Below are 22094 nucleotides of genomic sequence, written 5' to 3'. Positions count from 1 at the left end.
TCTTTTATATGAATGAATATTTACAATAGTTAGAAAAATAAACTATAATGAAAAGAGGTTTTACTTTTTTAGAAAAGGAGGGAGATGGCATGGAGCGCATGTTTCGCGTTCTCGGCTTTTGGACTGGAATTTTCTCGGTTATGTTTTACGTAGGGGATATGCATTCGGCCGCACTACTATTTTTAGGACAAACAGGATTCTTCGTACTTTTAAGTTATTTAAAATTAACAGAGCGTATGTATATATACGTATTCGGGGCATATTTAACCGTTTTCTTCATCGGATTTACATGGTACACAACATTTTTACTTGTCCCTGGAGCTGGGCATTAAGAGATGGCAAATTGCCATCTTTTTTTAATCCCGCAATTCCCTAGTTGACTTATAGGTTTTATTACCTTATATTCTATATAACACATTGGAATTAGGGGGAATCAACATGAATACACTGCTTGTCGGAATTAACGTTGCAGTCATGCTCATTTTAGTTGGCGTATTATATTATATGCAACGTAAGCATGTATCTTTTAATAAACGTGTATTTACTGCTTTAGGAGTCGGAATTATATTCGGTCTTATATTACAATTTATTTATGAGCCTACTTCTAAAGTAATTATTGAATCAAATACCTGGTTTAGTTTAATTGGTAACGGTTATGTGAAATTACTTCAAATGATCGTTATGCCACTTATTTTAGTATCTATTATTTCAGCATTTACAAAATTACAATTAACGAAAAATCTTGGTAAAATCAGTGGTCTTATTATCGGAATTTTAATTCTTACTACAGGAATTGCTGCAGCTGTCGGTATAGCTGCAAGCGCGGGATTTGATGTATCAGCAACAGGATTACAACAAGGTGATGCAGAATCTGCTCGTCTGAAATTAGTAGAAGAAAGATTTACTTCTATTGAGAAGACAACAATTCCAGACAAATTATTAGAACTGTTGCCTACAAATCCGTTTCTTGATTTAACAGGTGCTCGTCCAACATCAACAATTTCTGTTGTAATATTTGCCGCATTTATCGGTATTTCCTTTATAGGTGTAAAACGAAAATATCCAGAACAAGCAGAGCTATTTAAGAAGATGCTTGATGCTGTATATGCAATCGTAATGCGTATGGTAACATTAATTTTACGTCTTACTCCATACGGCGTATTAGCTCTTATGGCAAAAACAGTTGCTGGTAGCGATATTAATGCTATTTTAAAACTTGGTAACTTCGTGTTAGCGTCTTACGTAGCTCTTATCGTAATGTTTATCATTCACTTATTATTAATCGCGCTATCTGGTTTAAATCCAATTCAGTATTTGAAAAAGGTGTTCCCTGTATTAACATTTGCATTCACATCTCGCTCTAGTGCTGGTGCAATGCCATTAAATATTGAAGCACAAAAAGAAAAGCTTGGTATTTCTGAAGGAATCGCAAACTTCGCAGCATCATTTGGGGTATCAATCGGTCAAAATGGTTGCGCAGGTATTTACCCAGCAATGCTTGCTATGATGGTCGCTCCAACTGTAGGAATCGATCCATTACAACCACAATTTATTTTAACTTTAATCGCTGTCGTTGCTATTAGCTCATTCGGTGTTGCTGGCGTTGGTGGCGGCGCAACATTCGCAGCGCTAATCGTACTATCTACAATGAACTTACCAATCGGCATTGTCGCTCTTGTTATCTCGGTTGAACCATTAATCGATATGGGTCGTACAGCTCTTAACGTAAGTGGTTCTATGACAGCAGGTCTTATTTCTAGTAAATGGCTTGGTGAATTAGATCAGGATACGTACAATCAAGATGATGTAAAAACTGGTGAGATTGCTTCATAATAAAAAAGGACGCTAACAAAAATGTTAGCGTCCTTTTTTAGTTCTTTTCATCTTCCTCTTTATCTTTTAAACATAAGGCATAACATATTGTTTCAAACACTATGTCTAAAGCTCTACCGATTACTTCAGCCATGGTAAAACACCACCTATATATTAGAATAGATAATTATAAATGAATTATATATATTTTCATATTTGTAAAAAAATTCATTTTTGTAATGTTTTACAAAAACACTCCGAATTTTATTCTTCTACTAAAAACTCTTCTAGTTGCTCTTTTAACTCCTCCTCAATCTCATAACAAGATTCATCAACAAGTTCCCCTACTTTCTTACTTCCCCAAATGCTTAATTGAATTTGCATTCCTAAAAAGATTCTTTCGCATTTCCAAATTGGAATATTATAAAATCCAATCATCTCTTTTTCTTCATCTATAGCTATGGCAACTGATGAATAATAACCCACCTCAAAAGGATGCTCTTTATCTTTAACAAGTTCCATAGATAGTTCCATGTTTTTCTCTATGTATAAATATGAATACTCTTTAAAAAGTTCAAGTGATATTCGCTCTATTTCATTCTCCATACATTGAATCTTCTCTTTCAACTCCAATGTAAGCTCCTTTGCTTTATATTTCATTTCCGCCTCCTTAAACATAGAAAAAGAGAATACAATAACATATTCTCTTTTCTCAAATATATTTCATTATCTCACAGCCCGTCCCTTTCACAAATAACCATTTTGCTCGCACCATTTATGAAATTGTCCTACATCTACTCCAACTAACACGATATCCTTTAGCTCTACATCAATACTTTGTTCCCCAATTACAATAGCAAAATGGGATTCTAATTGTTTTTCATTTTTCTTTACAGTTCCAATTCGGTTCCGATGCGGCCCATCTTTTATATATGCTTTTTGTCCTACAATATCAAAGTTCAAGATTCTCACCTCTTTTACTGCGCTCAAATTGGAAATACAATCTCCACCTCGGAAAATTTCCTTTCATTGCACTATTTCTCTATATATATGACGAAACAATAAAAGAGTCCTTCCTTCTTTACAATTATTTTTTCTTTGTTTCATTTTTATGATTGAAACGTAAAGTTTATAATAAAATACACTTGGAAGCGCTTTCTACGTATTTTTTTATGTTATAATATAAAAGTAGAACTTCGTAAAGAGGGTTAAAAAATGAATACAAACATGATTAACAAAGTAATTGAAGCATTAAAAGTATATGGCTTTCAGGATGTATCATTCTGTGAAGAAACGAAGCAATTTTTATTTCATAACGAAACCGATATTATGAGCGGCTATGCAGAAATAACATATAGTAGTCAATTCGAAAAATTCAATGTACAAATTCATCCAATTGAAACGCATCACCAAGCAGAGTTACAAGAGGTTGAAAGACATATACAAGCTTGCATACGAAAAGTAGAGTATTTAAATGCACTTCTTACTGGACAAACAAAGCTAGATGATAAAATTATTATTATGTAAAAAAAAAAGAACGTGAAGCTATCACGTTCTTTTTCATTATACGTTCATTTTCGCCTTCAGCTGTAATCCTATAACAGATTCTAATACATCCATCGCTTCTTCAAACGTCATATCAAAAATTGTCTTCTCTTCTATATAGGGAAACTGTCTAAAGCGCTTTTCTAACATTTTCACTGCATCCGATGTGAAGTTTGCGCTATCAATGCCAAATTCTGTTTCAAGAAGCACAATCCAATCTAACACATGAAAACCTAATCCATTTACGAATGAAATAAGTTTTTCTTCTGGCTGTGGAGATAAGAATACGTTTCGCTCCAGCTCACTGAAAAGTTCTTCTCCTAAAATTCCTGCTAACTCATCATCATGTTCGCGTTCAATAATCTCTTCATAACCGTAATCATCAACAAGCTCTTCTACTTCTTCACTATCCGCAAAAAGCAATTGACTAAGAATTGCATCTTTCTTAAATTCACTGTTTTGTACAACCTCTAAAAAACTTGTTTCCCATCCATTTTCTAATTTCATATTTATAACTCCTTTATATGCTTTACTTATAATAACTGTGCCCAAAATAGCCTAATGGTAACCTTCACTCTTTTTTGCAAGAAATATTTCTCGCTGCATTCCCACGTCTAACATTCCACTTTATTCAATATATATGAGACAAGCCCCTCAATTTCTCCTTCGAAAATATCAACTTCTCGTAAATGGTAGAATGTCGTTTGCAACTCATTGCCCTTGTGATATATATAAATTTTCTTTTCTAAAGCAATTGCCATCCCTAATTCTGTATGACTTCCATTCCCACCCTCTAGTATGAGTAAGAAAACATCAGCTTCTCGTATCGCTTCTTGTTCTTCTTCACCAATCTTTTGCAATTGTTCTCTATTGGTTGCTCTTTCATTTTTCGTCCAATCATATGTATGCTGCCATCCCACTTCTTTCAACTGGCTTGATACGAAACGAACAAGATGTTTATTTTGAAATCCTGAAGCAATATAAAATTTCATTTATATTCACTCCTTAAATATGTATGGGGAAACTCCTTTTTTAGCGTTAATGGGATTTTTTCAAAAAAAATCCCCATCCTTAGAACTTATTTGCGTTTCAATGATGGGGTGCCTCATGATCTTCTTTTATTTTTTGTTTTTTATAACTTTCATCAGCTAACATTTCTAGTTCAGCTGTTATTTCTGATTTTTCAAGCTCTCGTTCTTGTGAAAATTTCCGTGAAATATAAACAATAACACTACCAACGTACAACACAAAGCATATAATAAGTGCAGTATTTTCATAGAGACTTAGCTCCAACACAGTCACTCCTAATCCATTCGTATTTTCACGCTTAATCAATTGGAATTTCCCTATTAACCATTTGTTATCCCGCTATTTGAGGGCAGTAAGACCCCCACCTCAAAATTCAGCAAAAGCAAAGAAGTTAGATGTGGGATTAACTGCCCGTAAAAGCCCGATTGGTGAAGGCTAATAATCAGTGGGGGATGAACCCCCCACTGATTAAAGTTTCACTTTATTGTAACATAAAAATATCAATTCTTGGAATCTTTCATCCTACTAAAAAAGACATGATTGTTTAATCATGCCTCTGAAATATGTTGAATGATAGTTTTAATCGCTTCTTTTCCATTATATTTTTTTAATGCTGTTTTATACGTCTCATTATTATGAGATAGCTCTTCTATATGCTTTATAAGTGAGTTCACCGTTACATCCTCTTCATATAATACCGATGCATACCCTTGTCTTTTAAAGGATTCAGCATTTAAAATTTGATCTCCACGGCTTGCAAATTTCGATAACGGAATTAAAACCATCGGCTTTTGCATTGTTAAAAATTCAAAAATCGCGTTGGATCCCGCACGTGAAATAACAAAATCTGTTGCTGCTAATATATCCGGTAACTCTTCATGTACATATTCAAATTGTCTATATCCTTCTTTATTTTGTAAGGATTCATCAAGATTTCCTTTTCCGCAAAGATGCACAATTTGATAATTTTTCAGAAGATCTGGAAGTGCCGATCGAACCGTTTCATTAATTTTCTTTGCGCCTAAACTTCCTCCCATAACAGTAATAACTGATTTCTTCCGGGAAAACCCTAGAAACTTTAAACCTTTTTCAAGATTTCCTCTTAGTACGTCTTCACGTACAGGCGATCCTGTATATATTACTTTTTCTTTCGGTAAATGTTTCGCTGCTTCTTCAAATGTAACAAATATTTTCGAGGCAAAACGGAGCGCAATTTTATTTGCTAGTCCAGGTGTCATATCAGATTCATGTAATAAAACTGGCACCCTATTTAGCCATCCTCCAATTACGACTGGTACGGATACGAAACCACCTTTTGAAAAAATAACATCCGGTTTTAGTTTACGAATTGTTACATACGCATCCATAACACCCTTCATCACGAGAAAAGGATCTTTTATATTTTTTAAATCAAAATAACGACGTAGCTTCCCGCTTGCAATACTATGATACGGAATTCCTTCTTTTTCTATAATCGTTTTCTCAATCCCTTGATGAGAACCAATATAAGAGATATCCCAGTTCTGCTTTTGTAAATGTGGAATAATTGCTAAATTAGGCGTTACATGCCCTGCCGAACCGCCACCTGTAAAGACTATTTTTTTCATACGTCTCCCCCTTCTACACTATAGTACACTAAAATACCTTGCCTCAGGGTGAGAAAATACCATAGCCGTTACAGACGCTTCTGGCTCCATCATAAATCCTTCTGTTAATGAAATACCAATTTCTTCTGGATGAATTAAGCGAAATAATTTTTCTTGATCAGCAAGTTCTGGGCATGCTGGATAACCAAATGATACGCGTATTCCTCTATATTTCGTACGGAATCTCTCTTCCATCGTCAGTTCAGGTGAATCTGGAATTCCCCAACGATCACGAATGAGCATATGTGTTTTTTCAGCAAGTCCTTCTGCTAATTCAAGTGCTAACGACTGAATCGCATGACTGCGTAAATAATCTCCCTTCGCCTTCCATTCCTCTGCAATATCTCGAACCCCTTCTCCAACGGTAACAGATAAGAAAGCGACATAATCAATCTCATCTCCAATCGGGCGTATATAATCTCCTAAAGTACGGTATGGTGCTTTCCCTTGTCTCGGAAATTCAAATCGCTCTATAATACGTGTGTGATCTTCCGGATCGTATATAATTATATTTTGTCCATCACTTTGCGCCGGGAAAAATTGATACACCGCTTTTGGGCGTAACCAAGATTGTCCTTCTTGTAATAATTCATCAATTAAATCATTTAGCTCATGTGCTCTTTTATCCCCTTCTTGCAAGAGTTTTTTTACGTTTCCTTTTAACCCAAGATGGTGTCCAATTAACATTTGTCTATTTAAAAACGGTGCAAGATGAAGGGCAGGAATATCCCGTAATACAACTCGTTTCGTCGAATCTGGCACTATAACAGTTGCTTTTGGCAACGGCTCAATAACTGCGGGAATTTCTATCTTTTTCTCCTCTTGTTTCACAATATGAAGATGGCGTTGCTTTTTATCTCTCTTCATCTTTTCACGTTCTTCTTCTTTTTGTAATTTGTTAATAATATCAAGACCTGTCATTGCATCACTTGCATAACATACGAGCCCTTTATAAGATGGAGAAATACGATTATCTGTAAATTTCCTCGTTAGTGCTGCACCACCTACAACAATTGGAATATCAATATTCGCTGCTTTTAAATCTTCAGCAGTCGTTACCATTTGTTGTGCGGATTTTACTAACAGACCAGAAAGGCCAATAATATCAGGTTTCTTTTCTTGTACTTCTTGAACAATTCGATCCGAACGAACATTAATTCCTAAATTAATAATTTCATATCCGTTATTTGATAAAATAATTTCAACAAGGTTTTTCCCAATATCATGTACGTCTCCTTTAACAGTCGCTAATAATACTTTTCCTTTTTTTGCACTCTCACTAGATTCCATATGTGGCTCTAAATAACTTACGGCAGCTTTCATACTTTCAGCACTTTGCAATACTTCAGCAACGATAAGCTCATTACCATTAAATAATCGCCCAACCTCATCCATTCCTGTCATAAGCGGCCCGTTAATAATATCCAGAGGTTTTCGTCCTTCTGTAAGCGCGAGACTTAGATCTTCTTGTAGTCCTTGCTTCGTACCTTCTACAATATAATTTGCCAGTCTTTCGTCAAGTGTTAGCGTTTCTTGTATAACGACATCTTTCTTTTTGGCAACACGATAAAAGTTTGTAAATTTTTCTAACGTCTCTTTCGTCGTTTCAAATAATAATGCATCCGCAAGACGTTTTTCTTCCTCTGGAATTAACGCATAGCGTTCTAATTTTTCCGTATTAACAATCGCATAATCTAATCCTGCTTTCGTTGCATGATATAGAAAGACAGAGTTTAATACTTCACGTCCAGCTGGTGGTAAACCAAAAGATATATTACTCACACCTAGAATCGTTAAACATTCTGGTAACGCTTCTTTAATAAGACGAATTCCTTCTATAGTCGCTGCCGCTGAACCTATATATTCTTCATCACCTGTTCCTACAGGAAACACAAGCGCATCAAAAATAATATCAGATGGGCGTATACCATACTTTTTCGTTAGTAATTCATAGCTTCTTTTAGCAATCTCTATCTTTCTTTCTGCACTAACTGCCATACCATCTTCATCAATTGTCCCTACAACTATCGCAGCACCGTATTTCCGAAGAAGGGGTGTCACTTTTTCAAAACGTTCTTCCCCATCCTCTAAATTAATAGAATTGATAACACCTTTTCCTTGAATATAAGTAAGAGCTTTCGCCATAACATTTTCATCTGTTGAATCAATCATAATCGGTACTTTTAACACTTTCGTAACTTCTGCCAAGAATCTTTCCATATCTTCTATTTCATCACGATCAGGGTCTGCCATACAAATATCAATAATATGAGCATTTTTCTTCACTTGCGCTCTTGCCACTTCAGCAGCCTCTTCAAATTTCCCTTCTGCTACTAATCTTTTAAACTTACGCGATCCAATTACATTCGTCCTTTCTCCAACAAATAAAGGCCTCATAGAATCATCGTATTGCAACGCTTCTAGTCCACTAATTCCATGTCCAACCCTTTCATGATGCTCACGAGGATTAATCGAGGCAAGCGCCGATTTCATTACACGTATATGTTCTGGTGTTGTGCCACAACAACCACCAATAATATTAATCCATCCTTCTTCAGCAAAACGTTTTACTTTTTCAGCAAGTGACGCTGGAGATTCGTGATAATGCCCATCTTCATCAGGAAGACCAGCGTTTGGATAACACGAAATATAACACTCCGATAAATCAGATAGGGAACGTATATGTTCCCTCATAAATTCTGGACCAGTAGCACAGTTTAATCCAACCGATAATGGCTTCATATGCTCTACCGATAAATAAAAGGCTTCGATCGTTTGACCCGCTAAAGTCGTTCCCATCGGTTCAATTGTTCCAGAAATCATAATAGGTACTATTTTGTTTAGTTCTTCAAACGCCGATTGAATTCCAATGTACGCAGCTTTCACATTACGCATATCTTGACTCGTTTCAACGAGTAATACATCAACTTCTCCTCTTAATAGTCCTCTCGCTTGCCTTGTATAGGCTTCAATTAACTCTTCAAAAGTCACACCACCTGTAACACTAATCGCTTTCGTCGTTGGTCCCATCGCTCCCGCAACATACACTGCTTTCCCACTTTCTTTAACCGCTTGCTTCGCCAAAAGCGCTGCCCTTTCGTTTAACTCTTCATCTAAATGAGACAATGCATAATCACTTAATACAATATTTGTTGCACCAAACGTATTCGTTTCAATAATATCTGCTCCAGCTTCAATGTAGACTTTATGAATATTTAAAATAACATCCGGTCTTGTTTTTACTAAATATTCATTACAACCTTCGTATTCTTCTCCTCCAAAATCTTCCGCTGTTAAGTCTTCTTGCTGGATCATCGTTCCCATTGCACCATCTAATATTAAAATTTCATGTTGTAATCTCTCTTCTATTCGTTTCATCAATTAATACCTTCTTTCACTTCTTGCTTTTCTCTCACATATTTCACGAGATGTTCTGTAATTTCATATTTTAAAAACGGTGTAATAAGATAAATACCGTTAAAGTATTTCATCGCCGCATCGATCAACTCTTGTGAAATATGAATCCCTTCCTCTATGGCTGCCTCTTTCGTTTCATGTCCATCCATTCTTTTTCTTATCTCTTCAGGGAGAGTAATACCCGGCACTTCAAAATGAAGAAAATCTGCGTTCCGCTTACTTACTAACGGCATAATTCCAATAAAGATAGGTTGTTCCAAATGCTTTGTCGCTTCATATACTTCTTCTATTAAAGCAACATCGTATATCGGCTGCGTTAAGAAATATTCAGCACCAGCATCAATTTTCCGTTCCATTCGCTTGACCGCTGCTTTTAAATGCCTTACATGAGGATTGAATGCACCTCCGACAGAAAATCTTGTTGCCGGACCAATTGATTTCCCTAAAATAGAGCGTCCGTCGTTCATCTCTTTAATCATTTTAATGAGCTCTATCGATGACAAATCATATACAGAAGTTGCACCTGGGAAATCACCAACGCGCGCTGGATCACCAGTTAAAGCTAGCACTTCCTCCATACCTAATGCTGATAATCCAAGTAAGTGAGACTGTAGTCCAATGACGTTATGGTCTCTACACGTTAAATGCGTCAATACTGGAATATCATGCTTCGTTAATAATGCACCCATAGCCATATTCGAAACACGAGGAGATGCTAATGAATTATCTGCTAGAGTAATAGCATCCGCTCCAGCCCTTTTCAGTGCTCTTGCCCCTTCAAAAAAACGCTGCGTGTCTAACGTTTTCGGTGGATCTAATTCTACTACAACTGTCGTTTGTTTCTTTGCCTTTTCTGCTAGAGTAACATGAGCTCTCGAACGCTTCTCATGTGTATGGACCACTTTAGGCCTTTGAATCGTCTCCTTTGCTATTACAGGTGCAACATTTGCAATAGCACGTTTCATTCCCTCAATATGTTCCGGGGTAGTACCACAACAACCACCTAATAAACGAATACCTTGTTCAATAAAGTTTGGTGTCATCTCTTCAAAATACGCTGGACTTCCCTCATATACGTAACGCCCTTCCACATAATTCGGGAGACCTGCATTCGGATATGCTGATAAATAGCCATTTTGAGGAATCGATATCATTTTGAAAGCTTCCGTCATATGAAGTGGCCCTAATTGACAGTTCAATCCAACAACATTGGCACCGTAATCCAAAAGCTGTTTTAATATTTCATTGACATCATTCCCATTTTGAGTCGTACCTGCCTCATGTAACGCTAACTGAGCAACAATCGGAATACTCGTTTGTTTACGCAATACTTTAACGGCATGCAATAATTCAAATTCATCATAAAAAGTTTCTAATAGTAATCCATCAACCTGTTCTTCTAGTAAAGCACCTGCCTGCTCAAGTAACATAAATTCTCGCTCTATATCAGTCGTTGTAACAGCACCAATATGTTTCATACCTCCAATTGTCCCTAAAATTGCATTCCGATCTGTTACTGATGCTTTCGCAATATTCACTGCCGCTTTATTAATTTGGACAACTTGATTTTCTAGACCATACATGCGGAGTTTCGCTTCATTCGCACCATACGTATTCGTTTGAATAACATCCGCTCCAGCAGCTACATATTGTTTATGGATCGATATAATTAAGTCCGGATCAGACAAATTCAATTCTTCAAAACTACTTTGTAAACCATGCGAATGTAATAACGTTCCAACCGCACCATCACCTATTACAATTCCTTTTGATAATAAATCTAGTAATTTCACGAATCTCCCTCATTTCTATCAATATAAAAACCCCCTCTTCACTTTGAAGAGGGGGACATAATTGTTCCTCCTCTTATTATGCAAAACACACGTTTTGCAGGTTTTAGCACCGTTTCAAACATTTAGTTTGAAGGTTGCCGGGTTTCACAGGGCCTTTCCCTCCACCGCTCTCAATAAGAGTTTGTCTTTATTATTTTATTTATGTAGTTAAAAGGAAATACGTTCCCCTTTTAACAATGTTTGTTAATTTTTTATAAATTTAGCATGCACTAAAATAAAAGTCAATGACACTTGCGGAAAAATAAAAATTATTTAAAATAAAGTTGCAATTCAATTATCTTTTGTTGTAAAGTTAAAAACATAATAAAATTTCATACGAACATTCTTATCTAGAGAGGTAGAGGGACTGGCCCTTTGACGCCTCAGCAACCATTAACATCCATTCGTTAATAAGGTGCTAATTCCAGCAAATTGTGAAAGATTTGACAGATGAGAAGAAGACTCTATTCAATCCGAAAGCCTTCTTCTTAGAAGGCTTTTTTTATTTTCACTTATTCGTTCACTTTAAAAAGGGGGAATTTTCACATGTCAACAATCGAAACAAAACTAGCACAAATCGGGAACCGTAGCGAAACTACAACAGGAACTGTTAATCCACCTGTTTATTTCTCAACTGCTTATCGTCACGAAGGAATTGGTAAATCTACTGGCTTTGACTATTCAAGAACTGGAAATCCGACTCGCGGTCTTTTAGAACAGGCAATTGCAGACTTAGAAAGCGGTGAGCAAGGGTATGCCTGTAGTTCAGGAATGGCGGCTGTTCTCCTTGTCCTTTCACTATTCCGTTCCGGAGATGAGCTTATCGTATCTGAAGACTTATACGGGGGAACATATCGTCTATTTTCCGAACATGAAGACAAGTGGAATATTCGATGTAGATACGTAGATACACAATCTATTAAACAAATTGAGCAAGCAATCACATCTCAAACGAAGGCTATTTTCATAGAAACACCGACTAATCCATTAATGCAAGTAACTGATATCGTAAGTGTAGCAAGTGTAGCGAAAAGGCACGGACTACTTCTTATTGTAGATAACACGTTCTATACACCTTATATACAGCAACCATTAACAGAAGGTGCAAACATCGTCCTTCATAGCGCAACTAAATATTTAGGCGGTCATAACGATGTACTAAGCGGACTTGTCGTTGCGAAAGGGAAATCTCTTTGCGAGGAGCTTGCTCATTATCATAATGCCTCTGGTGCTGTCTTAAGCCCGTTTGATTCATGGCTATTAATTCGAGGCATGAAGACTTTAGCACTTCGCATGAAACAGCATGAAGAAAACGCTCATGCAATTGTTGCTTATTTAAATGATGAAGATGGTGTGACAGATGTATTTTATCCAGGAAGAGGTGGTATGATTTCATTTCGCCTTCAAGATGAAACTTGGATTAATCCTTTCTTACAATCTTTATCCTTAATTACATTTGCTGAAAGTCTTGGCGGCGTCGAAAGTTTAATGACTTATCCAGCAACGCAAACTCATGCCGACATTCCAGAAGATGTTCGAACAGCACGTGGTGTGTGTAATCGTCTTCTCCGTTTTTCAGTCGGCATCGAAAATAGCAACGACTTAATTCAAGACTTAAAGCAAGCAATTAAACTTGTAAAAGAAGGTGTAAGAATATGAGTTATTCCATAGATACGCTTTTACTGCATAATCAATACAAGCATGACTCACACACAGGAGCTGTTAACGTTCCCATCTATAACACATCAACATTCCATCAGTTTGATGTAGATGCTTTCGGAAAGTATGACTATAGTAGATCTGGAAATCCAACACGTGAAGCTCTTGAAGATATCATTGCTTTATTAGAAGGCGGGACAAAAGGATTTGCCTTTGCATCAGGCATTGCAGCGATTTCTACTGCTTTTCTCCTTCTTTCACAAGGCGATCACGTACTCATTTCAGAAGACGTATACGGAGGCACTTACCGAATTATAACTGAAGTTCTCTCTCGTTACGGTGTTTCACATACATTTGTTGATATGACCAATTTAGAAGCAATAAAACAAAATATCAAACCGAATACGAAGCTCTTTTATGTAGAAACACCATCTAACCCACTTTTAAAAGTAACAAATATTCGCGAGGTTTCTAAACTCGCAAAATCTATTGGTGCTCTTACATTTGTTGATAATACATTTTTGACACCACTATTCCAGAAGCCACTTGACCTTGGCGCCGATGTCGTTCTTCATAGTGCCACAAAATTCATTGCCGGTCATAGTGATGTTACTGCCGGATTAGCAGTTGTAAAAGATGCCGAACTCGCTCAAAAACTTGGATTTTTACAAAATGCATTCGGCGCTATTTTAGGTCCTCAAGATTGTTCTCTCGTACTTCGCGGCCTAAAAACATTGCATGTACGTCTTGAGCATTCAGCTGCAAACGCCAATAAAATTGCACACTATTTACAAGAGCACACTAAAGTTCAAAATGTCTATTATCCTGGCTTACAAACACATCTTGGATTTGACATTCAACAATCTCAAGCTACATCAGCCGGAGCTGTCCTATCTTTCACTTTACAATCAGAAGAAGCACTCCGCCAATTTTTATCAAAAGTAAAATTACCTGTCTTCGCAGTTAGTTTAGGAGCTGTCGAATCGATTCTTTCCTACCCAGCTAAAATGTCACATGCAGCATTGTCGCAAGAAGCTCGTGATGAAAGAGGTATTTCTAATTCATTACTTCGGTTATCCGTTGGCCTTGAAAATGTTGACGATTTAATATCCGATTTTGAAAATGCCCTTTCTTATGTAGAAGAACCTGTAAATGCATAAAGGGAAGAAACGAAGCTGTGTACGAATAATAAAACTCTTCAAGAAATAAAATAGTTGTTTAAAAAGATGAACTCTAGAATAAATGACTAATGACTTGATTATTCTAAGATTTATCAGTTACATCCAAACATTTCATTATCATCATAATGAAGCTGATCATAATCAGCTTCTTTTCTTTTAACCTGTTATATATTCTATATATAACATTACAATTCCTTTGTCATATTATTTTAAAAATTTTGTATATTCATTTGAAAGAATAAGAAAATCATGATAAAATTGTGTTACGAATATATCTATATCTTTCAATTTTTGAAACGCATCAAAATTTTCACTCAAAAATGTCATTTTACAAAACTGTGCAAATTTATCTATTTTATTTACATCAGGGTCTCTTTTCTTACAATTTCTTTACTTTAGGACTTTTTTTCTGCAACAACTGTTTTCTTTTCTTTGATTTTTTGGTATGTATAGTATGGTATAACAGCTCACACGGAGGTGGAAAAGAACATGTTAGAAACCTTTCAAAAAGAAATAGAACTATATGAAAGCAATGCAGAATTATTGAAAGTGCTTGCTCATCCTGTTCGCTTATGTATTGTAAAGGGATTAATTGAACGTGGCCCAAGCAACGTTTCTACAATGTACACAGGCTTAAACATGCCACAATCTACAATTTCACAGCATTTAGCAAAGTTAAAAAGTGCTAAAATCGTTTCTAGTGAAAGAAAAGGATTGGAAATTTACTACAAAGTAGAAAACGAAACAATTATTCAACTCGTTCGCGTATTATTAGGTTAGGGACCTATAGACAGAGAAAAAGAGTGTATTCTATATTTTTCATCTCATATCTTTAATATAAATATATATCATGAGAGAAAATATATAATGCTACATAATTAAAAGTCGTATTAAAAAACAAGACACAGAAAATACTGTGTCTTGTTTTTTTTCATATCGTTAAATATTGATTCAAAAGTAAATTCTTCATATCTTTTGTGTGTATAACAACATCGAAAGCATTACCTAATCCTCCGTTCAAAATCATAGAGCGAATAGCTCTATTTAGTTTTTGAGTTTCAGAAAAAGGGTTGGTATCTTGATGGCTAGCAAGCTGATCTAATATTCCTGCTGCTAACAAAAACTCTGATTGCTTCCTATGCCATATCGTATTAATTCCTTGCAGCTCAAAATTCATCTTCAACTCATCCCAATGAACATGCGTAGTAAGGTCCATTTCTCCTGGATATGCAAGAGGATTACGAATTAGCTTGTGCTTATAATATCCTCTTAAACTTCCTTCACGATGTGCAGGATGCATCCATTCTTCTTTTGTATATCCATAATCAACTGTAATACATATACCTTTCTGAAACCATTTCGCAATCTCTTCTATATACTCTTCCATTGCAATAGGCACTTCAAAGCGCTGTCCCTCAGCAATATGAATGTTATATTTCAATAAGTAACGACCGACTCTTTTCTCTATCGGTCTAAATACTTCTGTAAGGTTTCCCTCATCTGTATACGTGATACGTGCTTCATACAAAATTCCATTTCTTTTCTCAACTATCTCAACAGGAAACGCATCAAATAATTCATTCGAAAAAATAATTCCTTCGAAAGACTCTCCCATTTCAATATAAGATGTATAATACGACACATTATCAAATAAGCAAAGCCTCTCCTGTTGTAGCCTTCTATGAAAAGGGCTCACTTCAATAATTGAATAGTTTAAATTGATAAAGGTTTCCGGAGATAATTGTTTCCATTCTTGTAAAACATCATAGGCAAACTTTCCTGTTCCCCCACCAATCTCACAAATATTTGGAGAAACTTCTCCCTTTTCAACAAGACGAATAAAAAACTTAGCAAAAGTCTTCGCAAATACAGAAGATACATTGCTACTCGTAAAAAAATCTCCCTGCCTTCCAATTTTTTCACGTTCTCTCATATAATACCCATGTTCCTCTGCATATAATACGAGGTTCATATACGTACTATATGAAATCGAATGATCCTTTTCTTTTCCCATCCATTCTCTTAAATTGAGCTCCATCCCCATAATGACTCCTTATTGTAAAAATGGATTATTTTCTTTTTCAAAACCAATGCTTGTTTCTGGACCGTGTCCACATAGCACCGCTGTTTCATCTGGTAATACAAATAATTTCTCTTCAATACTTCCAATTAATTCAGCAAAACTTCCACCAGGTAAATCCGTTCTTCCAATACTCATTTGGAACAATACATCTCCAGAAAATACAGCATTCGCTTCTTTACTGTAATAAGAAATACTTCCTGGAGAATGTCCTGGTGTCTCAAAAATTTCAAAACTAAAAGAACCGATCGTTAATGTACCCTCTTCGTCAATAATATGGTCTGCTGGTTTTGCTGTAATACTGCGGTTCATCATAAAAATTTGCGAGCCATTCACAGTTGCATCGCCTAACCAATCCGCTTCTTCTTTATGTACGTATACAGGAATATGAAAAGCGTCTCTCACCGCATCAACAGCACCAATATGATCAAAGTGAGCATGTGTTAATAAAACCGCAAGTGGCTTTAACTGCGCTTCCTGTAAATATGTAACAAGTTTCTCTCCTTCATGACCAGGATCAAAAATAATACACTCATTTTGATCATTCGTTAAAATATAAGCATTTGTTTGTAATGGGCCTAAAGGCATTTGTATCCATTTCATATGAAAATCTCCTCCAGTTATTTAATTTACTTTTAATGATACAACATTTCTTTCTCTTAGGAAAAGAAGGCGTGTTATCTCGACAATCATTTTTAAAACATGTACAATATAAAAGAGTAAATATTCTAAAAACTCATTCTAAGGAATGAGTAGACAGAGGAGGATATTGTATGGGCCTTGTTATTATTTTTACGCTAGTCACTCTGTTAGCTGTATTTGCTACGCTTAGAACACTTCGCGAAAAAAACTTATTCGCGGGCGGCTTCGCTATTGCAACCGTACTTGTTTTCGGATGGTTTACAATCATGACTGTTCTATATAATGGGTACCCACCAACAGCTTAATCCATTTACATTTTTATTCTCCAACAAGATCTTGCATAAAAAGAGGAAGGGGGGCCCCTTCCTCTTTTCATTATTCACAACTTATATCATCTTCGCCTCGTATTTGTGCTTTTTTACAAGCCACGCTCCTCCAATTACACCTGCATCATTACCAAGTATTGCAATTGCTAACTTTGTGCTCTTTACAGCACGAGAGAAAGCATATTGCTCGAAATAACGTTGAATTGGCTCTAATAGTGCGTCTCCAGCTTTAGATACGCCACCACCAATTACGATTTTCTCTGGGTTCAACGTACTAGCAAGATTCGCTACAGCTAATCCTAAATAAGAAGCTACTTTTTCCACTACTTCACCTGCTAGTTCGTCACCTTGTCCAAGCGCTTCAAACACATCTTTTGATGTAATAAGCCCTTCTTCTGCTAACATAGAACGTAAAACACTTTCTTTATCTGTCTCTTGTATTTGTTGCATAGCAACACGTACAATACCTGTTGCAGAGGCTACCGTTTCTAAACAACCCAACTTCCCGCAATTACATGGAAAAGCGTTCTCTGTAACAACTGTAATATGTCCAATCTCACCAGCAGCACCGCTTATACCATGTACAATCTCACCATTGGCGATAACACCACCACCAACACCGGTGCCAAGTGTCATACAAATTAAATCTTTTGCTCCTTCACCAGCACCTTTCCACATTTCACCAAGCGCCGCTAAGTTTGCATCATTATCAATAACAACAGGTAATCCCGTTTCTACTTCTAGTAAATCTTTTAACGGATAGTTTTTCCATCCTAAATTAACCGCTTCATAAATCATTCCAGATGCCACATGTACAGGACCAGGAGCTCCCATACCAATACCAATTAGCTTACTTTTTAATTCACCTAATTCTTCTAACTTTTTATCAATAGCTTTCGCTACATCAAGTGTAATATGTTTTCCTTGTTCATTTGTATTCGTAGGGATTTCCCACTTATGTAAAATTTCACCGTACACATTAATAAATGCTAATTTAATCGTTGTACCACCAAGGTCAACACCAACTAACCATTTCTCTTCCATGTTACGTACCTACCTTTATCTATTTCTTATTTATCTCTTTTTGAATTTCTTGCTTCAACAAAAATAAAGCTGTTTGATAGTCTTGTGGATCGATTAGCTGTGATTGATTTAATTCACGCAATTCATCTTGCATTAATTGTAAATCAGCGATTCGATCACCCGTATAAATAATCGTGCCAAATTTCTTTAGCAATTGCTGAATATCATAAATGGATATCATTTCATCACCCTTTATGCTCACTTACTATAAAAAAATTATAATAAGAAAACGTTCACATATTTTATTATAATCAAGAAGAAAAAGTCTCGTCAATTTTTATTTGTCTATACAAGCCCATTTATAACCATTGTTCCTTTTTCTGTAATAATTTTTTCTACATTTTTATCAAATGGCTCTACCGGAATATGTTTTACAATTTGAAAATCATAAGCTAATGATAGCGTTTTCCCTTTATAGTGCACGAGATAACGATCATAGTAGCCACCGCCATATCCAATCCGTTCTCCTCGGCGTGTATAAGCTACTCCTGGCACGATAAGAAGATCAATTTCACACGCATTCACTTCTTCCGTAAGTGCTGGAATCGGTTCACGTAAATTCATATATACTGTTTCTAATTGATTTAAATTACTAATTTGTCGAAAAGACATCGTTCTTGTCCCTTTATTACACTTCGGAACAACAATTTTCTTTCCTTCTTCCCAAGCTTTTTCGATAATAGGATATGTATTCACTTCATGCTCCATTGAGAGAGTGATTCCAATTGTTTTAGCTTCAACCCACTCTTTTTGTCCATACACCGAAACTGCAATTTGTTCCGATAAAGTTGTATACTGTTCTTCAGATAAAGAATTCATGTGTTCTATTATTTGTTTGCGTAAACGTATTTTCTCTTCTTTCACACACTTTTCCCCCTTGCAGTGACACTTTACTCTACGAAGATAGTGTATCACTTTTACGTAGGAATCGCATAAAAAAAAGAAACAGTAGGAAAATATTCCTACTGCTTACTTTGTTTCACGGTGTAACGTAGACTTCTTGTCACGCTTGCAATACTTTTTAAGCTCGATACGCTCAGCGTTGTTACGTTTATTTTTCTTTGAGATATAGTTACGATCTCCGCATTCTGTACATGCTAGAGTAATATTCACACGCATTCTTATTTCCCTCCAGTCACTAATAACTTAAATCAGACTATACTATAATACCACTTTTAAAATAAAAATTCTACACCTTTTGATATTGTCTAATTTTTTCTATAAGATTTTTCATGTTTTCCCTTGCTATTACTGGGTTTCTAGCATGTGAATACACCAAAATTTTTGGTTGTTTTGTATCAGAAACGATATAAGACCACTCTTTTTCGGTATATTTGAACTGTATCCCTTCAAATATACCTTCTTCTTTTCTTTCCATATCGGCCAATAATTTCCTCATTACTTTCCCTTTTTCCTTCCATGAACATACAACTTCATCATAAAGTAGATACAGTGGCGGTGATTGCTCTGCTATGCTAAGTAATGTTTTTCCTTGCAACGCTATTAATTCGAATAATTTTCCAATTCGATATAAAATATCTCGTTTCCATCTTAATTGAAAAGAGTTTTTTTCGTTATGCATATAAAAGAGGAGATAACATTCCCCTAATTTCAAAGACATTGGGTAAACATTATCTGCTGATTCGAGTAATAAATCTGGAATATCTACTTCTTCAAAATCAGTCCCTTGGTAAATATTACTGTGAGTGTCATATAATTCGAAGCGATTTCCGTGTTCAGAAAACATAAGCGCCATATTTGCTTTACTCGATTTCATCAGAGCTTTCACATGATCTTTTTGTTCACTCGCGTAAATCCATGTAACTGTGCATCCAAGCCTTTGTAGAAAGATCATAAGTAAATGTTGTAACATATCATTTCTCTTATTAATAAGAAGATGAAACTTCTGTTTTTGTATCGTTTCAATATCAATACGCTCTAACACAGCTTCTACATAATTATTTACAGAAACGTGAACTAGCTTATTTCGCCCCATTTCTTTCTCAGAAGCGTAATAAAACGACTCAGACATATATACTTGTTCTATCGCTTTTTGCTGCTTATACGTTAAAAACGAGCCCTCCTTGCCATACAGTTGTATAACAATTCCTCTTTCGCTTTCCACTTGAACGAAAACTCCACCTGCACATTGCAAATTATGAATGGCATACTGAAAAAGCGACTCATTCATTTCTTTACATTCCATCGTATGAATCCCGCTGCCATGAATGGCATGGAGGAATAAATTTTTAAAGGAAGTTGTTTCTATATTTTCCTGACTTCCAATCAATATACTCTCTCCTTTGGCAAAAAGAGATCCATAAGCCATTGCAACTTTCACAATAAATTGAGGAGTAATTTCAACATTACCCCTTCCTACAATCCGGCTTTTTTGTAACCATCCTGCACTCTTTTCACTCTCTTTAACACCGGCAGAACCTACTATCGAATGACTATCTATCTCCTTATATGGCCATATTTTTCCTTTTTGCTTAATTACTGTACTTTTCCCTATATGACAATGATCCGCTACAATACTTTTTTGAAAAAGTGTAACATCATCTTCGACCATTGTATGATCTCCTATTGTTGTTTCTAACAACTCACAATTTTTTCCTATATGAGAGTTTGCAAAAATGATGCTTTTTTGAAGATGAGAATAACTTGAAACGATACTATTTTTCCCGATAATAGAGTACGGTTCAATTACAGCCCCTGCACCAATCATTGCTCCTTCTCCAATAAAAGAAGGGCCATGAATTTTCGTCCCTTTTCCTATCGTTACACCTTCTCCCATCCACACCATCGGTAATACTTCTGTATATGGAATAGGCACCTTCAATTTTTTCGTCAATAAATCGAATTGAGCTTGCCGATATTGATCAAATGTACCAATATCTAGCCAATAGTCTTCTGATAAATATGCAAATAAAGCATTTTTATTTGCCAATAAAGGAAACACATCATGACTGAAATCCGAAAATTCCATGGATGGTATATAAGAAAAGATTTCTGGCTCCATTATATAAATACCTGTATTCACAATATTAGAAACTACCTCATTCCAGCTCGGCTTTTCTATATATCGTATAATTTCTTGTTCTTTATTCATTACAACTAAGCCAAATGAGAGTGGGTTTTCTACTTCTTTCACAAACATCGTTACCATTCTCTTCTTCTGTTCATGAAATGCAATTCCTTCTGATAATTGAAAGTCAGTTAGTGCATCCCCACTAATAACAACAAATGTTTCATCTAAAAAACTTTCCGCTTGCTTAATACTACCTGCTGTTCCAAGCGGAGGAGAATCTTCAAAATAATACAAGTTAACTCCCCACTTACTACCATCACCAAAGTATTGCTTAATGGCAGTACTCATATATTGAACTGTAATTGCAATTTCACGAATACCATGCTGACGTAATAATTCAATATTATATTCAAGAACTGGTTTTTCTAACAATGGTAACATCGGTTTTGGAGTATTACATGTTAATGGTCTAAGGCGTCTCCCTTTTCCTCCAGCTAAAATAACCCCCTTCATATACTTCAGCCTCCACTTATATAATGTTCAAGAACTCCGTATATCATTTACCCCACATTAACTGCAGTAAAAGTCCGTTTTGGTGTGATCTAACAATCAGCGAGAGACAGCCCCACTAATTAAAGCCTCACTTTATAAATAAATGTACCTTTTAACTCCCATCAAAAAGAAAGCGCTTTCCATTAACTTGGTAAAATACTTAATAAGACGTAACTAACACATATGTACTTATTTTCCCATCAATTATGATACATCTTATCATCATAGACTAAAGGAAACAACGAGCTTTTTTTGTCAT

The 22094-nt window shown here is 35.7% G+C and carries 22 protein-coding genes and 2 riboswitches; of the genes, 7 read left to right on the top strand and 15 right to left on the bottom strand.

The window, feature by feature from the left end; translation table 11 throughout:
• Nucleotides 1–89: 89 nt before the first annotated feature.
• Complete coding sequence (locus JFT89_RS26935) at nucleotides 90–332, top strand: DUF2626 domain-containing protein (RefSeq protein ID WP_002088627.1); 243 nt, start codon at nucleotides 90–92, stop codon at nucleotides 330–332.
• Between the two features lie 106 nt (nucleotides 333–438).
• Nucleotides 439–1833, top strand: coding sequence for an L-cystine transporter (locus JFT89_RS26930; RefSeq protein ID WP_016096111.1), 1395 nt, complete (start codon nucleotides 439–441; stop codon nucleotides 1831–1833).
• A gap of 243 nt (nucleotides 1834–2076) precedes the next feature.
• Here the strand turns inward: JFT89_RS26930 and JFT89_RS26925 are convergent, their stop codons facing one another.
• Both JFT89_RS26925 and JFT89_RS26920 read right to left on the bottom strand, forming a co-directional pair.
• The gene (locus JFT89_RS26925; protein WP_016096109.1) at nucleotides 2077–2472 is read right to left on the bottom strand and encodes a hypothetical protein; all 396 of its coding nucleotides are present in this window, start codon (nucleotides 2470–2472) and stop codon (nucleotides 2077–2079) included.
• An 87-nt stretch (nucleotides 2473–2559) separates the two neighbouring features.
• Nucleotides 2560–2775 (bottom strand): DUF3912 family protein, encoded by a 216-nt coding sequence (locus JFT89_RS26920; RefSeq protein WP_002067106.1) that lies wholly within the window; start codon nucleotides 2773–2775, stop codon nucleotides 2560–2562.
• 252 nt (nucleotides 2776–3027) lie between these two features.
• On the opposite strand from JFT89_RS26920, the gene JFT89_RS26915 reads away from it, so the two are divergent.
• Nucleotides 3028–3339, top strand: a complete 312-nt coding sequence (locus JFT89_RS26915) for a hypothetical protein (protein ID WP_002129099.1) — start codon at nucleotides 3028–3030, stop codon at nucleotides 3337–3339.
• A gap of 36 nt (nucleotides 3340–3375) precedes the next feature.
• Here the strand turns inward: JFT89_RS26915 and JFT89_RS26910 are convergent, their stop codons facing one another.
• The 6 genes from JFT89_RS26910 to JFT89_RS26885 form a co-directional block, all read right to left on the bottom strand.
• Nucleotides 3376–3864 (bottom strand): hypothetical protein, encoded by a 489-nt coding sequence (locus JFT89_RS26910; RefSeq protein WP_016096108.1) that lies wholly within the window; start codon nucleotides 3862–3864, stop codon nucleotides 3376–3378.
• A gap of 107 nt (nucleotides 3865–3971) precedes the next feature.
• Nucleotides 3972–4349 (bottom strand): nucleoside 2-deoxyribosyltransferase, encoded by a 378-nt coding sequence (locus JFT89_RS26905; protein WP_002034029.1) that lies wholly within the window; start codon nucleotides 4347–4349, stop codon nucleotides 3972–3974.
• Nucleotides 4350–4446: 97 nt separating this feature from the next.
• Complete coding sequence (locus tag JFT89_RS26900) at nucleotides 4447–4689, bottom strand: DUF3966 domain-containing protein (RefSeq protein WP_085960924.1); 243 nt, start codon at nucleotides 4687–4689, stop codon at nucleotides 4447–4449.
• Nucleotides 4690–4934: 245 nt separating this feature from the next.
• Entirely contained in the window at nucleotides 4935–5993 is a 1059-nt protein-coding gene (locus JFT89_RS26895) for an undecaprenyldiphospho-muramoylpentapeptide beta-N-acetylglucosaminyltransferase (protein ID WP_002067149.1), read from the bottom strand.
• 18 nt (nucleotides 5994–6011) lie between these two features.
• Nucleotides 6012–9410, bottom strand: a complete 3399-nt coding sequence (metH, locus tag JFT89_RS26890) for a methionine synthase (protein ID WP_201040919.1) — start codon at nucleotides 9408–9410, stop codon at nucleotides 6012–6014.
• Complete coding sequence (locus JFT89_RS26885) at nucleotides 9410–11242, bottom strand: bifunctional homocysteine S-methyltransferase/methylenetetrahydrofolate reductase (RefSeq protein WP_002067147.1); 1833 nt, start codon at nucleotides 11240–11242, stop codon at nucleotides 9410–9412. The genes metH and JFT89_RS26885 overlap by 1 nt, the downstream gene beginning before the upstream one ends.
• Before the next feature lie 70 nt (nucleotides 11243–11312).
• A riboswitch (SAM riboswitch) is annotated at nucleotides 11313–11422 on the bottom strand.
• Nucleotides 11423–11624: 202 nt separating this feature from the next.
• A riboswitch (SAM riboswitch) is annotated at nucleotides 11625–11738 on the top strand.
• 89 nt (nucleotides 11739–11827) lie between these two features.
• Between JFT89_RS26885 and metI the strand changes: the two genes are divergently transcribed.
• The 3 genes from metI to JFT89_RS26870 all read left to right on the top strand — a co-directional run bounded on the left by metI (nucleotide 11828) and on the right by JFT89_RS26870 (nucleotide 14901).
• On the top strand, nucleotides 11828–12940 hold the full coding sequence (gene metI / locus JFT89_RS26880; protein ID WP_002067146.1) for a cystathionine gamma-synthase/O-acetylhomoserine thiolyase: 1113 nt from the start codon (nucleotides 11828–11830) through the stop codon (nucleotides 12938–12940).
• Nucleotides 12937–14100, top strand: coding sequence for a cystathionine beta-lyase (gene metC / locus JFT89_RS26875; RefSeq protein ID WP_016096107.1), 1164 nt, complete (start codon nucleotides 12937–12939; stop codon nucleotides 14098–14100). The genes metI and metC overlap by 4 nt, the downstream gene beginning before the upstream one ends.
• A 510-nt stretch (nucleotides 14101–14610) precedes the next feature.
• Complete coding sequence (locus JFT89_RS26870; RefSeq protein WP_000894375.1) at nucleotides 14611–14901, top strand: ArsR/SmtB family transcription factor; 291 nt, start codon at nucleotides 14611–14613, stop codon at nucleotides 14899–14901.
• A gap of 151 nt (nucleotides 14902–15052) precedes the next feature.
• On the opposite strand, the gene JFT89_RS26865 is transcribed toward JFT89_RS26870, so the two are convergent.
• Both JFT89_RS26865 and JFT89_RS26860 read right to left on the bottom strand, forming a co-directional pair.
• A complete protein-coding gene (locus JFT89_RS26865) occupies nucleotides 15053–16165 on the bottom strand; it encodes a class I SAM-dependent methyltransferase (protein ID WP_002067144.1) in 1113 nt (370 codons plus the stop codon).
• Between the two features lie 9 nt (nucleotides 16166–16174).
• Complete coding sequence (locus tag JFT89_RS26860; protein ID WP_002015137.1) at nucleotides 16175–16804, bottom strand: MBL fold metallo-hydrolase; 630 nt, start codon at nucleotides 16802–16804, stop codon at nucleotides 16175–16177.
• A 170-nt stretch (nucleotides 16805–16974) separates the two neighbouring features.
• Between JFT89_RS26860 and JFT89_RS26855 the strand changes: the two genes are divergently transcribed.
• Nucleotides 16975–17148: a DUF2759 domain-containing protein gene (locus tag JFT89_RS26855; RefSeq protein WP_002015138.1), complete on the top strand. Its 174-nt coding sequence runs from the start codon at nucleotides 16975–16977 to the stop codon at nucleotides 17146–17148.
• An 81-nt stretch (nucleotides 17149–17229) separates the two neighbouring features.
• On the opposite strand, the gene glcK is transcribed toward JFT89_RS26855, so the two are convergent.
• The 5 genes from glcK to JFT89_RS26830 form a co-directional block, all read right to left on the bottom strand.
• On the bottom strand, nucleotides 17230–18213 hold the full coding sequence (gene glcK / locus JFT89_RS26850; RefSeq protein WP_002067140.1) for a glucokinase: 984 nt from the start codon (nucleotides 18211–18213) through the stop codon (nucleotides 17230–17232).
• Between the two features lie 19 nt (nucleotides 18214–18232).
• Complete coding sequence (locus JFT89_RS26845; protein WP_002015140.1) at nucleotides 18233–18433, bottom strand: YqgQ family protein; 201 nt, start codon at nucleotides 18431–18433, stop codon at nucleotides 18233–18235.
• Nucleotides 18434–18537: 104 nt separating this feature from the next.
• Entirely contained in the window at nucleotides 18538–19116 is a 579-nt protein-coding gene (locus JFT89_RS26840; protein ID WP_002015142.1) for a 5-formyltetrahydrofolate cyclo-ligase, read from the bottom strand.
• Nucleotides 19117–19221: 105 nt separating this feature from the next.
• Entirely contained in the window at nucleotides 19222–19371 is a 150-nt protein-coding gene (gene rpmG, locus JFT89_RS26835; protein WP_001265616.1) for a 50S ribosomal protein L33, read from the bottom strand.
• 70 nt (nucleotides 19372–19441) lie between these two features.
• On the bottom strand, nucleotides 19442–21796 hold the full coding sequence (locus JFT89_RS26830; RefSeq protein WP_002067138.1) for a sugar phosphate nucleotidyltransferase: 2355 nt from the start codon (nucleotides 21794–21796) through the stop codon (nucleotides 19442–19444).
• Between the last annotated feature and the right edge of the window lie 298 nt (nucleotides 21797–22094).

The sequence above is a fragment of the Bacillus sp. TH25 genome (assembly GCF_016650935.1).
In the GTDB taxonomy this organism is placed as follows: Bacteria; Bacillota; Bacilli; order Bacillales; family Bacillaceae_G; genus Bacillus_A; species Bacillus_A mycoides.
Note: the sequence above shows the minus strand (reverse complement) of the source record. Positions and strands in the feature narration are given on the sequence as shown.